The sequence below is a fragment of the Leifsonia tongyongensis genome (assembly GCF_010686705.1).
GTDB lineage: Bacteria > Actinomycetota > Actinomycetes > Actinomycetales > Microbacteriaceae > Diaminobutyricibacter > Diaminobutyricibacter tongyongensis.
Genome location: NZ_JAAGWY010000001.1, coordinates 1,048,605 through 1,067,361, shown reverse-complemented (window position 1 = coordinate 1,067,361; position 18,757 = coordinate 1,048,605). Strand labels below are relative to the sequence as shown.

Here is an 18,757-nt window from a genome sequence, read left to right as displayed (position 1 = left end):
CTAGGCGGATGCTATTCCGTGTCGTCTGTGTGTTCGGAGCGTCGGCTCAGCCGGTTCGTCAGAGGTGCCAGCCCCGTCTTCAGGTCGGTTGAGCGGAGCAGCACGAGAGCCCCGACATAGACCGCGAGCATGACCACACCGGCCAGTGCGATCGACACGAGGGCGGCGAAGAATCCCGAGACGGGGAAGGCGCCCTTCGAGACGCCGCCCAAGAGGAGGAGAACCCCCGCTCCGGCGAGCATGGCGACGGCTGCGGCCACGAGGAACCGCCATAGCCCGCTCAGGATGCGCCGGCCATCCACTCCCCCGATCCGGCGCCTCAGCAGGCCGATCGCGATGATGGCCTGGATTCCGCCGGCCACCGAGACGACGACCGCGATCGCCGCTGCCCGGAAATCGGGAGCGACCATGAAGCAGAGGAGAACGCCGACGATGATCACGGCTACCTGCGCGAGGGTGAAGAAGAAGGGTGTGCGTGTGTCGCCGAGCGAATAGAAGGCGCGTTGCGACATGAAGACGAGGGAGAACGGCACGAGCCCGATCAGGTAGCCGATCAGGACGAAGCCCATCTGGGTGTAAGCGGGCGTGAAGATCTTCGACAGCGGGAATGCCACGACGATAAGGGCGGCCGCGCAGAAGGTGATCAGCAGGAGGATCGATCGGGCGGCGTTCGAGAAGTCCATGCGGAACGACGGAATGTCCTCGGTGTGCGCATGCTCGGCCATCCGGGTGTAGAAGGCGGTCACGATCGAGACCGCGATGATGCCGTGCGGGAGCATGAAGATCAGCCACGCGTTGTTCATCACAAGGGGGCCCGCGAAGCCTACGCCCGCCGAGTTGGCCACATTCGTCTCGACCAGACCGGCGGCCTGCGTGGCAAGGAGCATGGCGAAGGTCCAGCCGGCCGCCTTGCCCGCATGGCCCAGGTTCACGCCGCGCCACCGGAAGTCGAAGCGGAAGCGCAGGTCGATCCGCCTCCAGAAGAAGAAGAGGATGAGCGCCTGGACCGCGACTCCGAGCGTGGCGCCGCCGGCCAGGACCGCCACCATCGTCGGGGTCCAGATCGGCGAGCGAGTACCGTTCGGGTCTGCCCCGAACGCGACGATGAACACGATCAGCATCGCGATGGCGATCACGTTGTTCACCACCGGAGCCCAGGTGAAGGGGCCGAAGGACTTTCGAGCGTTGAGTACTTCGCCGAGGAGCGTGTAGAGGCCGAGGAAGAAGATCTGGGGCAGTGACCAGTAGGCGAACGCCGTCGCCAGTTCGGCCTGGGAACCGCGGAGGCCGAAGAGCGGCATCAGCAACGGGGACAGCAATGTCGCGACGAGCGCGACGGCCGCAAAAATCAGGATACCGAGTGTGACCAGCTTATTTATGTACGCCTTGCCCCCGTCGGCATGCACCGAAGCGCGCACGATCTGCGGAACGAGCACCGCATTGAGGATGCCCTGGGCGATGATCGCGTAGATGCTGTTCGGGACGATCGTCGACGTGGCATAGGCGTTCGAGGCGAAGCCGAGTGCACCGATGGCCTGAAGAAGGAGCCACGCCTTGGCGAAGCCGAGGATACGGGAGACGAGCGTGCCCGAGGCGAGCACCGCGCTGGAGCGGCCGATGCTAGACACTCGGCTCCTTCGTATCGTCCGAGTGCTGCTCGGCGCCGGCGGTCGCGTCGCCCGCCAGCGGGTCTCCGGTTCGTGCCGCCCCATCCGGAGAGTTGCCGTCGGGCGCACTCTCCGTCGCGCCCGCATCACCTTCGCGCCCGGCGGCGCTGTTCTCGCGCCGCCGCCGAAGGATGTTCCGCACGATGCCGAATCCGAACAGCAGCACGAGGAGGATGCCGACGATCAGCGCACCGATCCCCTCCCAGTCTGCGTGGACATCCACTGTCACCGCCGTCGGCGTCCCGATCTTCACGCCCGTCGGGCTCAGCAGCTGCAGGGTCAGGATGACCTGGCCGTTGCCCAGTTTGGCCTTCACCGGAACCAGCACCGTGGCGCGTGAGTTCGGCTGGATGCGCTTCGTCGCGTCTTCGTCGATCTCGAGCCTGCTGTTCGACGGCGAGGCGCTGAGCACGACGGTCACCGCTTCGTTCGGCAGACCATTGTTGACCGAGAACGGGATCGATCCCTGCGCGCTTACCAGGTTGACGTTCTCGGTGGGGAGAATCCTCACCGAATTGAGGATCTTGAACGACGATTGGAGGTTGTTCGACACGGCGTTGGACCAGTCGTTGCGCGGCTCCGTCCAGGACACGGCAAGCAGGGTGAGCAGCTGCGCGCGGTTCTGGCCGGTCATCGTGGCCGGATCGTCGAGGATCGTGGCGAAGTCGTTGATCCGGGTCTCGGTGTCGAGAAGTCCCTTGATGCCGGTCAGGCGCGCCTGGCTCTCCGACCTGCTCGTGAACGTGAGCCCGGGAGTCGGCGCGCTCGCAAGGACCCGGGGAAGCGAGACCGCGTTGGTCCACGGAGAGGTCTGGATAGCCCGGAGCGTGCGCTCCAGCTGGGTGCCGCTCGACGGCCAGGAGCGCCCCAGCGTCACGGTGAGGCTGCGCTGGCCTCCGCCGTCTTCGCTCACCAGCCCCAGCTGGGCATTGACCTGGGACATTGCGGCGTTCCATCCAGTGTCGTCGGTGGCTGTCGCCGCGGCGCGGAGTGCGGTGGAGATGCCGGAGTCGGCGACGAGCGCCTTGCCGCCGCTGATCGGAAGCACGGAATCCGGCGTCGTGGCGAGGTCTGCAGCATTCGTGTTGTCGCCCGACAGGATCGGTGTGTGGAAACCGTTGGCCACCAGCGAGCCCAGGTCGGATGAGCGAACGGCGTTCTCGGCGGGCCAGGCGATGCCGTGAAGGGAATACGGCCAGGCGGTCAGCTGGTCGAGAGTGGGGAGCACGGGGCCGGTCGGCGTCGTCGGCGTCGGCGTGGGGGTGGGGGTGGCGTCCCCGGGCTCGGTCGTCGCTGTTCCTGTCGGTTCGCCGACAGGGGCCGGCTCCGTCTGGAAGTTCGCGGGGTCCATCGCGTAGCCGAGAGCCGTCGGCGCCAGGGGCGCGTTGAGACCGCTCTGGAACTGCCCGGAAAGGTCTGCGTCTCCGTACCCCAGCGAGAAGACGTCGTTCGGGAGCTGGGAGAGGGAGAGCATCCACTGCGTCGCGCTCGCAGGAGCGGCTGTGCCGAGGACCCGGATCGACGCGAGGATCATCGGATCGATGCCGATCGCGACCGACGGATGCCCGATCAGTCCGTCGACCTGGCGGGTGAGGACTCCGTTCGGCGCGGTGAACGCGGCGAGATCGGCAGCGGGGATCAGACCCGCCGCCGTGGCAGGAGCCGTGATCGGCATCACGACAGTCACGTTCGACCGGGTGATCTCCGCCCCGGCGTTCCAGGAGATCGTCGAACGTCCACTGACTTTCGTGGCGGAGCCGATGGAGACGGTCGTGCCGATCCCGAACACTCCCTGGGTCGTGCGCGCCGTGATCGGAACGGACGCGGCGGGTACGGTCACCCGCACCACCGAGGTCGAGCCCGGTTCGAGGCCGCCGAGCGGCGCGCGGCCGATGGTCTGCGCGCCAGGGACCGCGTCGGTCGAGCCGAGCCAGGTCGCCAGGCTCTTGCGGGAATCGATCGGCGTCTTGTCCATCCACAGGTCGATCGTCCCCGCGACGAACGGTGTCGCCGTGTCGTTCGTCACAGCGACCTGGACGGTGAGGTCCTGGCCGGGAGCGAGGATGCCGCCGTTGTCCGGCGACACGGTGACGGTCAGCTGGGCCGCATCCGCCGCCGACTTCGCCGTGCGCGCGGTCGCGACCTGCTGCTGGGCGATCGCCTGCGTGTGGTCGACGGCCACGGATGCGGTCACCGCGGAGACGCCAAGGACGGCCGCGGTGACGATCACGGCCAGCCGGCGCACGCCCGAGCTACGGGGTCGGCTGGACCATTTCATGCGTCGACGCACGACTCCAGCTCGGCCTCCATGTCGCCAATTCTAGGGGGTGGGCCCTGTGAGACTCCGGCGAGGAACGGGTCTGTGGAGAGCCGGCACCGGCCGGTCCCGGTTAAACTGGGGCACCATGCAGAGCGTCGCCGAATCACTCGAACGCCTCGGCGACCTCGCGACCTCCCCGACCGTCGCCAGGCTCGCCGCGGCCTTCGCGGACGCCGGCTACGAGCTGGCCCTCGTCGGAGGACCGGTCAGGGATGCTCTCCTGGGCCGACCCGTGAACGACCTCGACTTCACCACGAACGCGCGACCCGACGACATCCTGAAGGTCGTCACGCCCATCGCCGACGCGCACTGGGACATCGGCCGCGAATTCGGGACCATCGGAGCGCGCATCGCGGGCGAGACCGTCGAGATCACGACGTACCGCGCCGACAGCTACGACGGGGAGACCCGCAAGCCGGACGTCGTCTTCGGCGACACCCTGGAGGGTGACCTGGTCCGGCGCGACTTCACCGTCAACGCTCTTGCACTGCGGGTTCCCGAGACGATCCTCGTCGACCCGTCGAGTGGCGTGGACGACCTGATCAGCGGGACCCTGCGCACGCCAAGCACGCCCGCGATCTCGTTCGGGGACGACCCGTTGCGGATGCTCCGGGCGGCGCGATTCACGTCACAGCTCGGTTTCACCGTCGACGACGAGACGCGAGAGGCCATGGCGCGGCTCGCGGAGCGCATCGAGATCGTCAGTGCCGAACGCATCCGCGACGAGCTCTCCAAGCTCCTCCTGAGCGCTGCGCCGCGCGCGGGCATCGAACTGCTCGTCGAGACGGGCCTGGCGCAGGAGGTCCTCCCCGAGATCCCGGCGCTACGGCTGGAGATCGACGAACACCACCACCACAAAGACGTCTACCAGCACAGCCTGACGGTGCTCGACCAGGCGATCGGCTACGAGCGGGAACGACACCCGGGGGATGAGCCGGATCTCGTGCTCCGCCTCGCCGCGCTGCTGCACGACATCGGCAAGCCGGCGACCAGACGGCTGGAGCCGGGCGGAGCGGTCAGCTTCTACCACCACGATCTCGTCGGTGCGAAACTCGCACGGAAGCGGCTGAAAGCGCTCCGGTTCGACAACGACACGATCGACGCGGTGGACCGCCTGATCGAATTGCACCTGCGGTTCTTCGGATACACCGACGGGGCGTGGACGGATTCGGCCGTGCGACGTTATGTCCGCGACGCCGGCGACCAGCTCGAACGCCTCCACATGCTGACGCGTGCCGACGTGACGACCCGGAACCGCCGCAAGGCGGACCGGCTTGGCTTCGCGTACGACGACCTCGAGGAGCGCATCCGTCACCTGCAGGAGAAAGAGGAACTGGATGCGGTGCGCCCCGACCTCGACGGCGAGCAGGTCATGGGGCTGCTCGGCCTGAAGCCGGGACGGGAAGTCGGCGAGGCGCTGCGGTTCCTGCTCGAGCTGCGGCTCGACGAGGGTCCGCTCGGGGAGGAGGAGGCGGCGCGCCGCCTCCTCGCCTGGTGGTCGGCGCGCTGACGCGCCCCTCCCCCGCCCACCACTCCCCCGCCCACCACTCCCCAACGTCCAACCCGGCGCCGAGTGTCACTGCTTCAGCCGAAAGTCACCGGCACAGCGGGTCATCTGGGCGTGAACGGTGATCCTGGGTGGATGGGGCGCCAACGCGGGATGCTCCCTCCCCAAGGGAACTCCCGAACCGGGTATGCACAGGTTGCCCGATTTCCGCTCGCGGGCCCGACTGGGCCCGAGACGATGGTCGGATGAACACCGTCCAGCACGCACGAGACCACCTGACCCTGACTAGGAATGAGCCCGATGAGTTGCGCGATGGGCCGCAACTCAGCAAGCGGGCCGCCCGGGGCGAGCTCGTTCGCCTGAGGAGGGGTGCATACATTCCGACACCGTTCTGGCAGCAGGCCACCGACGACGCTCGTTACGGGGCAGTCCTCGTCGCCGTGCGCGAAACGCGTCGTCGTGAAATCGTGTTCTCGCACCAGTCCGCCGCTCTCCTCTGGGGCATTCCGATCATCGGCCGCTGGCCCGCTCAGACACATCTCGTTGCGTTCGGGGACCGCCCGGCCCATTCGGGAAACGGCATCGTCTGGCACCACGACCGAATCGACGCCGACGATGTCGTGCAACTCGACGACTTCCTGGTGACCTCGATCGAACGCACTCTGCTCGACCTCGCGAAGTCTTCACCGTTCGAATCGGCGGTTGCGACGCTGGACCATGGGACGAAGGCAACGATCCGGCTTCCGAACGGCCATCCGGCGGCAGGCGTGCCGGCGGAATTGCTACTCGAACGACTGAAGAGTGAAGGACCGCGGCGCGGGTGTCGTCGGGCTCGCCTGGCTATGGAATTCAGTGACGATCGTTCCGGATCCCCAGGCGAGTCGCTCAGTCGGGCGGTCATACACCGACTCGGCTTCCCACCCCCGGAGTTGCAGACCAGGGTTCCGCACGCCGACGGCGCAGACTACCCCGACTTCGAGTGGGATGAACTGTTCGGAGAGTTCGACGGCTACGCGAAATACACACGCGAGGAATACACACGAGGAAGAGACATGGCCGAGATTGTGTGGAGCGAGAAGATCCGCGAAGACAGGCTCCGATCGACGGGAAAGGGCGTCTGCAGGTGGACGTGGGAGGTCGCGCTTGCGCCGGACTCACTCCGCCGGCGCCTGATCGGCGCCGGCCTTCGGCCAAGCCGTGCTCGGCCGAGATGACTCGATCCAGCCGGCTGTCACCAATGGGGCACTGACTGTCGGCCCGGTGAGTGATTCTCGGCGGAGTAAGTGTGGGGAGGGGGCGGAGTGGCGGGGCGAGGACGCGTCAGGTACGCTGGGTAGGTTGTCTGGGCGCAGAGTGCCCGGATGACAGATGTAGAACCCTCCTGTTACAGACCGTCTGTAACCGCTAAGTCCAAAGGAGGTGGGTTAGTCATGCATCAGTACGAGTTGATGGTCATCCTCGATCCAGAGATCGACGAGCGCACCGTAGCTCCCAGCCTTGACAAGTTCCTCAACGTCGTTCGTAACGACGGTGGAACGGTCGACAGCGTCGACATCTGGGGCCGCCGCCGTCTCGCCTACGAGATCAACAAGAAGACCGAAGGCATCTACGCCGTCGTGCAGTTGACCGCGACCGGTGAGACCACCAAGGAGCTCGACCGCCAGCTGAAGCTCAGCGAGGCCGTCATGCGCACCAAGGTGCTCCGTGCCGAAGAGGCGATCGCACAGGTCGCCGCTGCCGCCAAGCTCGCCGACGAGAAGGCCGCCCGCAAGGCTGCCGCTCCCGCCAAGGCCGCTCCCGCCGAGAAGACCGCCTAGTCCGATGGCCGGCGAGACCGTAATCACCGTGGTGGGCAACCTCACCAGCGACCCGGAGCTGCGCTACACGCAGAACGGGCTGGCGGTTGCCAACTTCACCATCGCATCCACTCCGCGCAGCTTCGACCGCGCGACCAACGACTGGAAAGATGGCGAGGCCCTGTTCCTGCGCGCGAGCGTCTGGCGTGAATTCGCCGAACACGTCGCGGGTTCGCTGACCAAGGGATCCCGAGTCATCGCAACGGGGCGTCTCAAGCAGCGTTCGTACGAGACGAAGGAAGGTGAGAAGCGCACGTCCATCGAGCTGGAAATCGACGAGATCGGGCCGTCGCTCCGTTACGCCACCGCCTCGATCACGCGCGCACAGTCGTCGCGCGGCGGCTCGCCTGCCGGCGCCGTCGACGAACCGTGGGCTGCCGCGGCACCCTCCTCCGACTCCTCCTCGGGAGCGGATGTGTGGAGCGCCCCCGGCAACTTCAACGACGAGACCCCCTTCTAGGTATGCGATCCCGCGCCACGGAGCCCAGCTCCCCGGTCGCGGAAGCCGTCGCGAAACACACACTTAAACGAAAGTAAAGGAAATCATGGCTGGAAAGTCGAGCGGCGACCGCCGCAAGCCGATCCGCAAGGGCAAGGACGGCAAGAACGCCGCCCCCGCGAAGTCGATCCGAGTCGGAGTCATCGACTACAAGGACGTTGCAACCCTGCGTAAGTTCATCTCCGAGCGTGGCAAGATCCGCGCTCGCCGCATCACCGGTGTCTCCGTGCAGGAGCAGCGCCTCATCGCCCGCGCCGTCAAGAACGCGCGCGAGATGGCGCTCCTGCCCTACGCCGGCTCGGGCCGTTAGGAGCCGGAAGACATGTCGAAACTCATTCTGACCCACGAGGTCTCCGGCCTCGGAGCCGCCGGCGACGTCGTCGACGTCAAGAACGGCTACGCCCGCAACTACCTCATCCCCCAGGGCTTCGCTGTGGCGTGGTCCCGTGGTGGCGAGAAGCAGGTCGACCAGATCAAGGCGGCACGCACCGCTCGCGAACTGGCCACCATCGAAGAAGCCCAGGACCTCAAAGCCAAGCTCGAGGCGACCAAGGTCAAGCTGACGGTCAAGGCCGGCAGCGAAGGCCGCCTCTTCGGCTCGGTCAAGACCTCGGACGTCGCAGCAGCCGTCGAAGCAGCCGGAATCGGCACCCTCGACAAGCGCAAGATCGAACTCCCCAACCCCATCAAGGTGGTCGGCGAGCACGAGGCGACGATTCGCCTGCGCGACGACCTCTCCGCGACGATCACCCTGCAGGTGGTCGCCGCCAAGTAGGCGCGAAAAGCAACGCAGATGTAGCGGCGGACGCGAGTCCGCCGCTACACCTGTTTAACGGCCCAGCGCAAGCCTTTGTCACAACTTTGTACACAGGGTCACCCACAATGGGGGCAAGCTTCGACGCGACGTTTAAACAAGTTTCTACACACAGGGTGGGGGAAACTAAAATCCTGGTCAGCGGGTATATAACCCCTGAAATTCTTTCGTAGTCCACAGGATTGCCCACAGGTTGTGCACATAGCGGGCGGCGTTTCGCGCAGATTCTCCACATCGTTATCCACAGGGCGAGTTGTGGCGCGCCGAGCGTGCCTCCTAGTGTGGGGCGACGCCGGATGACGGCGAGGACAATGCGATTCGAGGAGCCCCGGAATGTCGCCGGCTCCTGGGAGTATCGACGTGTCCGGCGAGCCGCCGGATACGACAGATCGATCGCGGTTCACTGAAGGAAAGCACGACACGCTCGCGCCCATCAGGGCACCGACGAAAACGAAAAGGAGGCCGGGGTGTCCATTGCCCATCTGGGTCTGGCCGAGCAGCGACAGCCAGGCGAGAGCAGGCAGACGGAACGCACCCCTCCCCACGACCTTCTGGCCGAACAGAGCGCCCTGGGCGGCATGCTCCTCAGCAAGGATGCGGTGGCCGACGTCGTCGAAGTCGTGCGCGGCACCGACTTCTACATCCCGAAGCACGAGATCATCTACGACGCCATCCTGTCGCTCTACTCCCACGGAGAGCCCACAGACGTCATCGCCGTCACCGACGAACTGACGAAGGCGGGCGAGCTCTCGCGCGCCGGTGGCGCCGACTACCTCCACACCCTGACAGGGCTCGTCCCGACGGCCGCCAACGCCGGCTACTACGCCTCCATCGTCGCGGAGCGGGCACTGCTGCGCCGGCTCGTGGAGGCGGGCACACGCATCACGCAGATGGGCTACGCCGCCGAGGGTGAGGTGCTCGACCTCGTCAACAACGCGCAGGCGGAGATCTACGCTGTCACCGGCTCGACGGACAGCGAGGACTACGTCCCCCTCACCGAGGCCGTGACCGTCGCGATCGACGAGATCGAGGCGGCAAAGCACAAAGACGGGTCAATGACCGGCGTTCCCACCGGCTTCGCCGAGCTCGACGAACTCACGAACGGCCTCCACCCCGGGCAGATGATCATCGTCGCGGCTCGCCCGGCTCTCGGTAAGTCGACCCTCGCGCTCGACTTCGCCCGCGCCGCAGCGATCAAGCACGACATGCCGACCATCTTCTTCTCCCTCGAGATGGGGCGCAGCGAGATCGCGATGCGTCTGCTCTCGGCTGAAGCATCCGTGCCCCTGCAGAGCATGCGCAAGGGAACCGTCGACAACCGAGACTGGACGACCATCGCATCCACCCGCGGCCGCATCAACGACGCACCGCTCTACATCGACGACAGCCCCAACATGACCCTTGTCGAGATCCGCGCGAAATGCCGCCGGCTCAAGCAGCGGGTGGGCCTCAAGATGGTCATCATCGACTACCTGCAGCTCATGACGAGCGGCAAGCGCGTAGAGAGCCGGCAGCAGGAGGTCAGCGAGTTCTCCCGTGCTCTCAAGCTTCTCGCGAAGGAACTCCAGGTGCCCGTGATCGCGCTGTCCCAGCTCAACCGTGGTCCCGAGCAGCGCGCGGACAAGCTTCCCGCTCTGAGCGACCTCCGTGAGTCCGGGTCGATCGAGCAGGATGCCGACATGGTGATCCTCCTCCACCGCGAGAGCGCTTACGAGAAAGACAATCCGCGTGCGGGCGAAGCCGACCTCATCGTGGCCAAGCACCGCAACGGTCCGACCCGTACAGTGACCGTCGCGTTCCAGGGGCACTACTCGCGTTTCACGGATATGGCGCCGATCTAGCAAACTTGTGGACCGTCACCATAGATTGTCTTTCCGCCACGAAGATTGTCTTTCTGAGAGGTGTAGACAATCAAATTGGCGGGTTCTATCTAACAACACCCAAAAACCGCGGCGCCGCAACAGATGAGAAGTGCTCGCGACAACTCCACCGGCCGACCGAGAGATCACGCGTGCGGGCCAGGGAGCCCGTCCTGTGGCCGAACCGCAGCAAGCGTGTGTCGGCTTCGCCCAGCTCCCACGGAAGCTCAGTGGGGTATTGAGCTCAGCCGACTCAGTGACGTTCCCTCGGAACGGATCGGATCAGCGGAGTGCCCGAGCAGCCCTATCTGGCCGACGTTGCGGATGGCGTCCGTCTTGCGGGCGGTGAGGTGGCAGTTGACCGCTGCTTTGGGTTGCGCCATTCAGGTGTCGTGCTCAGCGACTCGAAATTTGGAAACTAGGGTCGAGGTGTGAATCGCACCGACCGTCTCTACGCACTCGTCGAGGAGCTGCGGGCGGTGGCGCCGCGCCCGAGGAGTGCCCGGTGGCTTGCCGAGAAGTTCGCTGTCAGCTCCCGGACGATCGAGCGGGACTTGTCGGCGTTGCAACAAAGCGGAGTTCCCATTTGGGCAGAACCTGGCCGCACCGGAGGCTACTGCCTTGATTCGGGGCACACCCTGGCACCCCTGGGGTTCACTGTCGACGAGGCACTCGCCGTAATAGTCGCTCTGGGTACGCTGGCCACCAGTCCATTCCGCGATGCGGCGACGTCGGCGCTCCGCAAGGTTGTCGCCGTCACAGACGATCGCAGCCTCAGAGAGACAGCGGACCTAGCGACCCGCATCCACCTGCTCGGCGAGCATAGGTCGAATGACGCGCCGCGCGAACTGGCCAACGCATTGCGAACCGGGCACGTTCTACAGATCATCTATACCGATCGCAACGGCATCGCGACCTCGCGAAACGTCGAACCCATGGGATTCGTCGGAAAGGGCAGCGACTGGTACTTGATCGCCTGGTGCCGGCTGCGCGACGGCGTTCGCGCATTCCGAGGCGACCGCATCACCGAGGCGAAGCCTACGGGCGAGCGACCACCGCGGCGCCCGCTGCGCGTGGAGGATCTCGGCATCGTCGAGGGAGAGCTCCGGATGGTCGGCTTGAGCGAGAATTCGCCCTAAACACCGACAGGACGTTGTCGCGCGTCTGGCCGATCCTGGACACGTCGAGCCAAACGGCCCGGCTGAAAGGAAGACCATGGACCTCGCATCGATCCGCATCATCACTCACGACGTCGACAGGCTCGTTCGTTTCTACGAAGCCGTCACGGGCACTCTCGCCGCGCGGCCGGCTCCTGTCTTCGCGGAGTTCCGAACGGCCACCGGCACCATCGCGATCGCGAGCACAGTAACCGTCGCGATGCTCGGCGACGACGCCCCGAAACCGGGCAGCAACGACACGATCATCGTCGAATTCCTCGTCACGGACGTCGACGCGGAGTTTGCTCGACTGCAGGACGTGCTCGAGGACATCGTGCTCGAGCCGACCACGATGCCCTGGGGGAACAGGTCCACCCTGTTCCGCGATCCTGATGGCAACCTCGTGAATCTCTTCTCACGCCCGACCCCCTGAGACCGATCTGCGTTGTGGACTCGACCTGAACCATGAGCCGGCCACCAGAATCGCGCCAATGCTGACTTCGATCGCGCCGAAGGTGAGGGCGGGTTGCGCGTAAGACACCCCGACCTGTCGGCACAGAAACGAGCCGGGCCGGACCGATTGGCAATCGCCGGTGATCGGGAACGCGAATGGCCCGCACCTTCGTTCGCGCCGAGCATCCGCCGCCGCCTCACCCGATCGAGGTCTCTCTCGCCGAGAGCTGGGGTGTGTCGATGAGATGCTCCTAGACCTCATCCAAAACGCAGGGCCATTCCCTTCGCCATCCGTTTGGGGCGTTACACAGAGCTTTCGCGAACGACAAGACGGTGTGGGGCGAGGTATTCCCCTGGCTTGACCGCCGTGCCGTCGATGTGTGCCGAAAGCAGTTCCAGTGCGCGGGAGGCGATGAATGATTTGTCCGGGCTAATGCTTGAGAGGGTCGGGAAGCTGAAGTGGCCGTCCTCGATATCGTCGAAGCCGACGAGTGCGACGTCTTCAGGGATGCGCAATCCTCGCTCGTGCAGAGTTCTCATCGCGCCCAGCGCAAGCGGGTCGGAGAAGCAGAACACGGCGTCGGGGACTGTCGGCCCATCGAGAAGCCGTGCCATTGCCGCGGCACCATCAGGCCGGCGGAATTCCTCGACGTATCCGATCAGGTCAGGATCGAAAGCGACGCCGGCGTCCTCAAGGGCTTGCCGATAGCCCAGCAGTCGAATACTGCTCGATCGGACCAGCGTTCTTTGGGCGCCGAGTGCGGCAACTTTGCGTCGCCCGGAGTCGAGTAGATGGGCGGTGGCTTCGCGCGCTGCGGCGAAGTTATCAATCCGTACGTGGTCGAAGCCGGGGTGTGTCTCCTCACCGAGAAATACCACTGGCCGCTCTGACGAGATCGCGTCTGCGTCGGTGTCAGCAAGACCGAGTGGGCTGACGATGACACCGTCGAAGAGCGTTCCGTGGTCGGATTGATTGATGAGTTCGAGCTCTCGCTGAGGGTCGCCGTCGGTCTGGTCGATGATGACGGTGAATCCGCGTTCGCCTCCGAGCTCGACGAACGCTCGGGTCAATTCGGCAAAGTAGGGTGTGTCCAGTTCCGGGAGCACCAGAGCAACCAATCCCGATCGGCCGCGTTTGAGGATGCGCGCGATCTTGCTGGGGCGATAGTCCATTTCCTCGATCGCGCGCAAGACGCGGGCGCGTGTCTCCGGGGCGATGGTGGGGAACCCGTTGACCACGTTGGATACGGTGCGGACGGAGACATTCGCAGCTTCTGCGACCTCGCGACGAGTTGCCACGGCATCCCCTTTGGTTTTGCTGTTCAGGTGTGACCGGCGTTCAGAATGGTCCGGCTTGCATTGATGCAATCATACTTATATGCTCCTCCATCATGGACATTGCATCGAGGCAAACGACAAATTCAGATGTCGAGACTGAGGTCGTCGCTCCTTGGGTGCCGCGCGCCGAATACCCCCGGCCTCAATTCGCTAGGGCCGATTGGCTGTGTCTCAATGGCGAGTGGGAATTCGAGATCGATCGCAAGGGTCTCCGCAAACCTGCCCACTTCGAAGGCCGGAGCCTCGATTCGGCGATCATGGTCCCGTTCGCGCCAGAGTCCGAGTTGTCGGGTGTCGGCATCCAGGACTTCCTCGAGACGGTTTGGTATCGCCGGGCTGTAGATATTCCGGTCGCTTGGGAGGGAATGCGGGTTCTCCTTCATTTTCAGGCCTGTGACCACGACACGACGGTCTGGGCGAACGGAAGGGAGGTCGGCCGGCATCGGGGTGGCTTCACGCCGTTCGAGTTCGACATCACAGATGCAATCAACGATGACGGACCCGTGATCATCCTCGTTCGCGCTCAGGACGAGCACGGCGTCCCTCAGGCTCGCGGGAAGCAGTCGGACCGCTCGGAGAACTACGAGGCGTATTACACGCGGACGACAGGGATCTGGCAGACCGTCTGGCTTGAACCGGTGGAGGCGACGCGTCTCTCGAGGCCACGAATCACCCCCAACCTGTACGAAGGGGAGTTCCGCGTCGAAGTTCCTCTCATCGGCCCGACCGAAGGGGTCGAACTCGAGGTCGTGCTCCGCGATAGCGGCGCTGAGATCGCCAGGAGAACGATTCGACCCGGTTCGGGGTCTGTTGCCGACCTCATTCTCCCGATCCCCGCCGATCGCCGGCGAAGCTGGTCGCCGGCCGAACCTCACCTGTATGACATCGATTTCGTCCTGCGAGCCCAGGGCCGCGTGATTGACCGGGCATCCAGTTACGCCGGACTGCGATCGATCGCGATCGATGGCAAACGGATGCTCTTGAACGGCGAGCCGCTCTTCCAGCGACTGGTCCTCGACCAGGGCTGGTATCCGGACGGTCTCATGACGGCGCCGACTGAAGCCGACCTGATCCGAGACATCGAGCTCGCGCAGGATGCCGGCTTCAACGGCGCAAGGCTGCACCAGAAGGTGTTCGAAGAACGATTCCTGTATCACGCGGATAGGCTCGGCTACCTCGTGTGGGGCGAATTCGCCGACTGGGGAGCCCGGGTTTCGGGCAAGCAGACGCCGACGCCTTCCTTCGTCGCCCAGTGGGTCGAAGTGCTCGAGCGCGACTACTCGCATCCTGCGATTGTCGGCTGGTGCCCGCTCAACGAGACGTTCGAACCGCTGACAGACGAGATCACGGTTCTCGACGATGTCACTCACGCGATGTACCGGGTGACCAAGGCCATCGACACCTATCGGCCCGTTGTCGATGCATCTGGCTATTCGCATCGCGTCGACGGCGCGGATGTCTACGACTCGCACAACTACGAACAAGATCCCGTGACGTTCGCCCAGGAGATGGACGGACTCGCCGACGGGAAACCCTATGTGAACACAGCCCCGGATGGAACAGTATGGTCGGTGCCCTATCGGGGCCAGCCGTACTTCTGTAGCGAGTTCGGTGGGATCTGGTGGTCGACCACCGACGGCCCGGGCACCGAGTCCTGGGGATATGGCGACGCGCCCCGAACGACCGAGGAGTGGTACCAGCGGGCGGATGGGCTCTTTTCCGCGCTCCTGTCCGACCCGGGAATGTTCGGCTACTGCTTCACACAACTAACCGATGTCTTCCAAGAGAAGAACGGCGTCTTCACCTTCGACCGGCGGCCCAAATTCGACCTTGCTCGGATTCGCGCCATCCAAAATCGTCCGGCTGCAATCGAGCTCGGATCGCCCGTCCTGCACCTCAGCTCGACGGAGCCTAGCGACTAGGCAGAAACCCTCGCGGACAGCACATAACCTGTGGTGTCCGCAGCCAACGCACAAAGGAGTGAAATGAAGTTCACGAAATTGGAGATTCCGGCAAAGGCACGCTGACCGTGGTCGGATTCGAAGGCTCGAGTACGGAGCCGGCGGACCTCGCACAGCTGAACAAAGCGTTCGAGAAGAAGTACCCGAACGTCAAGCTCGACTACAAGTACGTTTCGAACACAGAGTACGACCAGTACAACAACACGCGTCTGGCCTCGGGCACGGCAGCCGATGTGCTGATGACGAATCCGACCCGCGTGCAGCAGTGGGTCAAGCAGGGCTACCTGGAAGACCTCAGCAGCCAGCCGTGGGTCGGCAACCTCCTTCCCAACGTTGCGCCGTTCGGTCAGGTGAACGGCAAGACCTACGCCTTCACCCAGCAGAACATCCCGATCGGCATGTATGCCAACCTCGACATCCTGAAGAAGGCTGGAATCGATCAGGTTCCGCAGACGTGGCCGGAGTTCGTCGACTCGCTCAAGAAGCTCAAGGGTGCCGGACAGCCGGGCCTGCTCCTCGCCAACCAGGGTGGCTGGACGAGCGAACAGCTTTCGATGACGCTGGCAGCAAGTCTCGTCGACAACAGCTGGGGTTCAAAGTATGACAAGGGCGACTCGACCTGGAACCCTGCCTTCGGGCCCGTCTTCGACCGGATGAGGACACTTCTGACCGACGGTTCGGTCAACGGCAAGCTCATGAACGGCATCGAGCCGTTCAATGTCGGCAACGGCCAGTTCATAGACGGCAAGTGGGCCTACACCATCATGGGTGCGTGGGAGCTCAGCACGATCCAGAAGCAGGCGAAGTTCGACTTCTCGCTGAACCCCGTGCCCGGCGGTGACGCTGGCACCAAGCCGAAGAGCTTCACCTTCGTCGGATCGGGCTGGGGCGTCAACGCCGCTTCACAGAACAAGAAGGCTGCTGAGGAGTACGTGGCGTTCATGACCGAGCCGGCGAACGACGGGGCTTACCTGGCGGCGGAGAACTCGTTCTCGACCCTCTCGAACGTTCCGAGCCCGACGATGCCGAAGGCGACAGCCTTCGTCGAGGCCTTCAACGACAACCGCACGACTCCGTCACCGATCGAGTTCATCCAGTTCCCGAACTCGGAGGCGAAGTTCTGGGATGTTGGAACGTCCCTCTTCAACGATCCCAGCCAGTCGAACTCGAGCCTGCTCTCCAAGCTCGACCAGACGATTCCGAAGACCCACTAGTTAGCGCGGTGGGGCGTCACGCACTATCGCTGACGCCCCACCGGTACCAAACGGAAAGAGACACCGTGCTCATCAGAGGACGCAACGCCGCGTTGCTCATCCTGCCCGCCGCGCTGCTGTTCGCCGCGTTCGTTCTCTACCCGCTGATCCGGGGCGTTGAGTTGAGTTTCACCGATGCCGTGGGCCCTTCTGGTGGCAACTTCGTGGGTCTGGCCAATTACATTCAGATGTTCAAGGACCCCACGATCGCGCGCGCATTGATCAATACATTCGTGTACACGATCGTTGTCGTCGTCGTGCAGAACACCATCGCCCTGTTCGTCGCCTACTGGCTTCACAAGCTGCAGCTGGTCCGGAACTTCGTCAGGGCGGGCCTGCTTCTTCCCTCGATGATGGCGTTCGTCGCCGTCGGCTACCTCTGGTCCTTCATCTACTCCCCGCTCGGCGGCCCACTCGACCTGGTCATGGATGCGCTCGGGCTCCATTCCCTCGAGCAGGTCTGGCTGGGCGACCCGAACACTGCGTTGATGTCGATCGCCTTCGTGTACATCTGGATGTACACGGGTTACGCGGCGACGATCTTCCTCGCGAACTACCTGGCCATCGATCCCAGCCTGATGGAAGCCGCGCAGCTTGATGGGGCACGGGGCTGGAAACGCTTCTGGAATATCGACTGGGCGCTTCTGGCGCCATCACTGACGATCAATATCACCTTGTCGGTCATCGGATCCCTGCGCGTCTTCGACCTTCCGTTCATCATGACCCAGGGCGGCCCGGACGGTGCCACCCAGACCCTGAGCCTTTCCATCTACCAGGCCAGCTTCTCGAGCTTCCAATTCGCATACGGCACGACGCTGGCCGTCGCGCTTCTACTCTTGACGGTGATCGTGGGCGTGACCCAGGCCACATTGCTCCGTCGGCGGGAGGTCAACGTCTAATGGCAATCACCCAGGCATCCGAACCATCGGTGCGTGCCCTGCCGCGGCAGGGCGTTCGATCCGGGCGTATCCGCCGCCGCATTTCGACAGTGACCGCGTCGGCGCTCTTGGTGGCCTTCACCCTGTTGACGCTGCTGCCCATCTACATCATGGTCGCTGTCTCGCTGAAGACAGGCGCCGACTCCCAGGTCAATCCATTCGCACTTCCACTCCACCCCCAGTGGCAGAACTACGTCGACGCCTTCGTCAACATGAACTACCCGCGCAGCGTCATGAACACCCTCATCATCACCGGGGGTACAGCTGTCCTGACGATCTTCACTGCGTCACTGGCAGCGTGGGGAATCGTCCGCTACACCCGCAAATGGACACGGACGGCATACCAGATCTTCGTCGCAGGCTTGACGATCCCGATCTTCGTCGTCATCACCCCGCTGTACCAGATCATGCAGCAACTGCACCTGCTGGACAGCTACCTCGGCGTCATCCTCGCCTACAGTGCCCTGACCCTGCCGTTCGCCGTGTTCTTCTATGCAGGCTTCCTCCGCACCGTTCCGCCAGAACTCGAGGAAGCCGCAGCGGTTGACGGATGCGGAATCATCCGGACCTATCTCAGAGTGGTCTTCCCGCTGCTGCGTCCTGCCACCGCCACGCTCTCGATCTTCATCGTCCTCCAGGTGTGGAACGACCTGATCCTGCCCCTGATCCTGCTGTCGTCGAACGACAAGCAGACCGTGACGCTCGCCGTCTACGCGACGATCGGAACTCACTCGTTCAGCACCTCAGAACTCCTCCCCACCCTTGTGCTCGGGGTCATTCCCCTCTTCGTGGTGTTCCTCGTCCTGCAGAAGTATGTGGTCGCGGGCATCGCTGTCGGTTCCGGAAAATAGAGCACGCTCAGGGCTTCTTTACCCTCCGCCCCCGCGAACGTCGGCGCTGGGGTAGCGATGAGGTGCGGCTGGTCGCCATCCCCTACGCTCTCTGGGCGAACCGAGGGCCATCGGTCATGCGGATCTTCGTTCCCCGGGAGGGCTTGCACGCGTGTGAGCACTAGTCCGGAAGGGTCGCAGGAGGGTCTCGCTCACCCGTTTAGTGCCGGCGCGTCCTCCGATCGTCGCCGCACACTGTGACCATGAGCAACCCGCAAGAAGGACGAGGTCCCAGGTTTGGTGTC

At 64.4% G+C, this 18,757-nt stretch carries 18 protein-coding genes and 1 pseudogene; 15 read left to right on the top strand and 4 right to left on the bottom strand.

The features are described 5' to 3' along the window. Nucleotides 1–11 precede the first annotated feature (11 nt). Nucleotides 12–1,628, bottom strand: coding sequence for a lipid II flippase MurJ (murJ, locus tag G3T36_RS05150; RefSeq protein WP_163288469.1), 1,617 nt, complete (start codon nucleotides 1,626–1,628; stop codon nucleotides 12–14). Continuing rightward, nucleotides 1,621–3,945, bottom strand: coding sequence for a DUF6049 family protein (locus G3T36_RS05145; RefSeq protein WP_163288467.1), 2,325 nt, complete (start codon nucleotides 3,943–3,945; stop codon nucleotides 1,621–1,623). Before G3T36_RS05145 ends, murJ begins: the two co-directional genes overlap by 8 nt. A 127-nt stretch (nucleotides 3,946–4,072) precedes the next feature. Between G3T36_RS05145 and G3T36_RS05140 the strand changes: the two genes are divergently transcribed. From G3T36_RS05140 to dnaB, 7 genes are all read left to right on the top strand, one after another. Then, a complete protein-coding gene (locus G3T36_RS05140; protein WP_163288465.1) occupies nucleotides 4,073–5,497 on the top strand; it encodes a CCA tRNA nucleotidyltransferase in 1,425 nt (474 codons plus the stop codon). 242 nt (nucleotides 5,498–5,739) lie between these two features. Then, nucleotides 5,740–6,708: a type IV toxin-antitoxin system AbiEi family antitoxin domain-containing protein gene (locus tag G3T36_RS05135; protein ID WP_163288463.1), complete on the top strand. Its 969-nt coding sequence runs from the start codon at nucleotides 5,740–5,742 to the stop codon at nucleotides 6,706–6,708. A 216-nt stretch (nucleotides 6,709–6,924) separates the two neighbouring features. Further along, complete coding sequence (gene rpsF, locus G3T36_RS05130; RefSeq protein ID WP_163288461.1) at nucleotides 6,925–7,311, top strand: 30S ribosomal protein S6; 387 nt, start codon at nucleotides 6,925–6,927, stop codon at nucleotides 7,309–7,311. Between the two features lie 4 nt (nucleotides 7,312–7,315). Further along, a complete protein-coding gene (locus tag G3T36_RS05125) occupies nucleotides 7,316–7,810 on the top strand; it encodes a single-stranded DNA-binding protein (protein ID WP_163288458.1) in 495 nt (164 codons plus the stop codon). An 85-nt stretch (nucleotides 7,811–7,895) separates the two neighbouring features. Beyond that, the gene (rpsR, locus tag G3T36_RS05120; protein WP_055897232.1) at nucleotides 7,896–8,159 is read left to right on the top strand and encodes a 30S ribosomal protein S18; all 264 of its coding nucleotides are present in this window, start codon (nucleotides 7,896–7,898) and stop codon (nucleotides 8,157–8,159) included. A gap of 12 nt (nucleotides 8,160–8,171) precedes the next feature. Then, nucleotides 8,172–8,624, top strand: coding sequence for a 50S ribosomal protein L9 (rplI, locus tag G3T36_RS05115; RefSeq protein ID WP_163288456.1), 453 nt, complete (start codon nucleotides 8,172–8,174; stop codon nucleotides 8,622–8,624). Between the two features lie 506 nt (nucleotides 8,625–9,130). Further along, a complete protein-coding gene (gene dnaB, locus G3T36_RS05110; RefSeq protein ID WP_163288454.1) occupies nucleotides 9,131–10,504 on the top strand; it encodes a replicative DNA helicase in 1,374 nt (457 codons plus the stop codon). 245 nt (nucleotides 10,505–10,749) lie between these two features. On the opposite strand, the gene G3T36_RS05105 is transcribed toward dnaB, so the two are convergent. Then, the gene (locus G3T36_RS05105) at nucleotides 10,750–10,905 is read right to left on the bottom strand and encodes a hypothetical protein (protein WP_163288452.1); all 156 of its coding nucleotides are present in this window, start codon (nucleotides 10,903–10,905) and stop codon (nucleotides 10,750–10,752) included. A gap of 48 nt (nucleotides 10,906–10,953) precedes the next feature. On the opposite strand from G3T36_RS05105, the gene G3T36_RS05100 reads away from it, so the two are divergent. Together G3T36_RS05100 and G3T36_RS05095 are read left to right on the top strand one after the other, a co-directional pair. Next, nucleotides 10,954–11,661 (top strand): WYL domain-containing protein, encoded by a 708-nt coding sequence (locus tag G3T36_RS05100; RefSeq protein ID WP_163288450.1) that lies wholly within the window; start codon nucleotides 10,954–10,956, stop codon nucleotides 11,659–11,661. Between the two features lie 76 nt (nucleotides 11,662–11,737). Next, nucleotides 11,738–12,112, top strand: a complete 375-nt coding sequence (locus G3T36_RS05095; protein ID WP_163288448.1) for a VOC family protein — start codon at nucleotides 11,738–11,740, stop codon at nucleotides 12,110–12,112. A gap of 323 nt (nucleotides 12,113–12,435) precedes the next feature. Here the strand turns inward: G3T36_RS05095 and G3T36_RS05090 are convergent, their stop codons facing one another. Beyond that, complete coding sequence (locus G3T36_RS05090; protein ID WP_163289087.1) at nucleotides 12,436–13,431, bottom strand: substrate-binding domain-containing protein; 996 nt, start codon at nucleotides 13,429–13,431, stop codon at nucleotides 12,436–12,438. 92 nt (nucleotides 13,432–13,523) lie between these two features. On the opposite strand from G3T36_RS05090, the pseudogene G3T36_RS20305 reads away from it, so the two are divergent. From G3T36_RS20305 to G3T36_RS20235, 6 genes and pseudogenes are all read left to right on the top strand, one after another. Continuing rightward, nucleotides 13,524–13,901, top strand: a pseudogene (locus tag G3T36_RS20305) (beta-galactosidase); the annotation flags it as partial. Nucleotides 13,902–13,973: 72 nt separating this feature from the next. Then, nucleotides 13,974–15,392, top strand: coding sequence for a glycoside hydrolase family 2 protein (locus G3T36_RS05085; protein WP_491047481.1), 1,419 nt, complete (start codon nucleotides 13,974–13,976; stop codon nucleotides 15,390–15,392). A 107-nt stretch (nucleotides 15,393–15,499) separates the two neighbouring features. Beyond that, nucleotides 15,500–16,645: an extracellular solute-binding protein gene (locus G3T36_RS05080; RefSeq protein WP_163288446.1), complete on the top strand. Its 1,146-nt coding sequence runs from the start codon at nucleotides 15,500–15,502 to the stop codon at nucleotides 16,643–16,645. Between the two features lie 65 nt (nucleotides 16,646–16,710). Continuing rightward, nucleotides 16,711–17,583 carry an ABC transporter permease subunit gene (locus tag G3T36_RS05075; RefSeq protein WP_163288444.1) on the top strand — a complete coding sequence of 291 codons (873 nt, stop codon included), beginning with the start codon at nucleotides 16,711–16,713 and terminating at the stop codon, nucleotides 17,581–17,583. Continuing rightward, complete coding sequence (locus tag G3T36_RS05070) at nucleotides 17,583–18,473, top strand: carbohydrate ABC transporter permease (protein WP_163288442.1); 891 nt, start codon at nucleotides 17,583–17,585, stop codon at nucleotides 18,471–18,473. The genes G3T36_RS05075 and G3T36_RS05070 overlap by 1 nt, the downstream gene beginning before the upstream one ends. Next, the gene (locus tag G3T36_RS20235; protein WP_420811038.1) at nucleotides 18,470–18,637 is read left to right on the top strand and encodes a hypothetical protein; all 168 of its coding nucleotides are present in this window, start codon (nucleotides 18,470–18,472) and stop codon (nucleotides 18,635–18,637) included. Before G3T36_RS05070 ends, G3T36_RS20235 begins: the two co-directional genes overlap by 4 nt. The last annotated feature ends 120 nt before the right edge of the window (nucleotides 18,638–18,757 follow it).

Coding starts and splice junctions, on each gene's coding strand:
- G3T36_RS05070 (WP_163288442.1), top strand. CDS start 17,583: ATGGCAATCACCCAGGCATCCGAACCATCGGTGCGTGCCCTGCCGCGG.
- rplI (WP_163288456.1), top strand. CDS start 8,172: ATGTCGAAACTCATTCTGACCCACGAGGTCTCCGGCCTCGGAGCCGCC.
- G3T36_RS05125 (WP_163288458.1), top strand. CDS start 7,316: ATGGCCGGCGAGACCGTAATCACCGTGGTGGGCAACCTCACCAGCGAC.
- G3T36_RS05145 (WP_163288467.1), bottom strand. CDS start 3,945: ATGAAATGGTCCAGCCGACCCCGTAGCTCGGGCGTGCGCCGGCTGGCC.
- G3T36_RS05095 (WP_163288448.1), top strand. CDS start 11,738: ATGGACCTCGCATCGATCCGCATCATCACTCACGACGTCGACAGGCTC.
- G3T36_RS05135 (WP_163288463.1), top strand. CDS start 5,740: ATGAACACCGTCCAGCACGCACGAGACCACCTGACCCTGACTAGGAAT.
- rpsR (WP_055897232.1), top strand. CDS start 7,896: ATGGCTGGAAAGTCGAGCGGCGACCGCCGCAAGCCGATCCGCAAGGGC.
- G3T36_RS05105 (WP_163288452.1), bottom strand. CDS start 10,905: ATGGCGCAACCCAAAGCAGCGGTCAACTGCCACCTCACCGCCCGCAAG.
- G3T36_RS05140 (WP_163288465.1), top strand. CDS start 4,073: ATGCAGAGCGTCGCCGAATCACTCGAACGCCTCGGCGACCTCGCGACC.
- rpsF (WP_163288461.1), top strand. CDS start 6,925: ATGCATCAGTACGAGTTGATGGTCATCCTCGATCCAGAGATCGACGAG.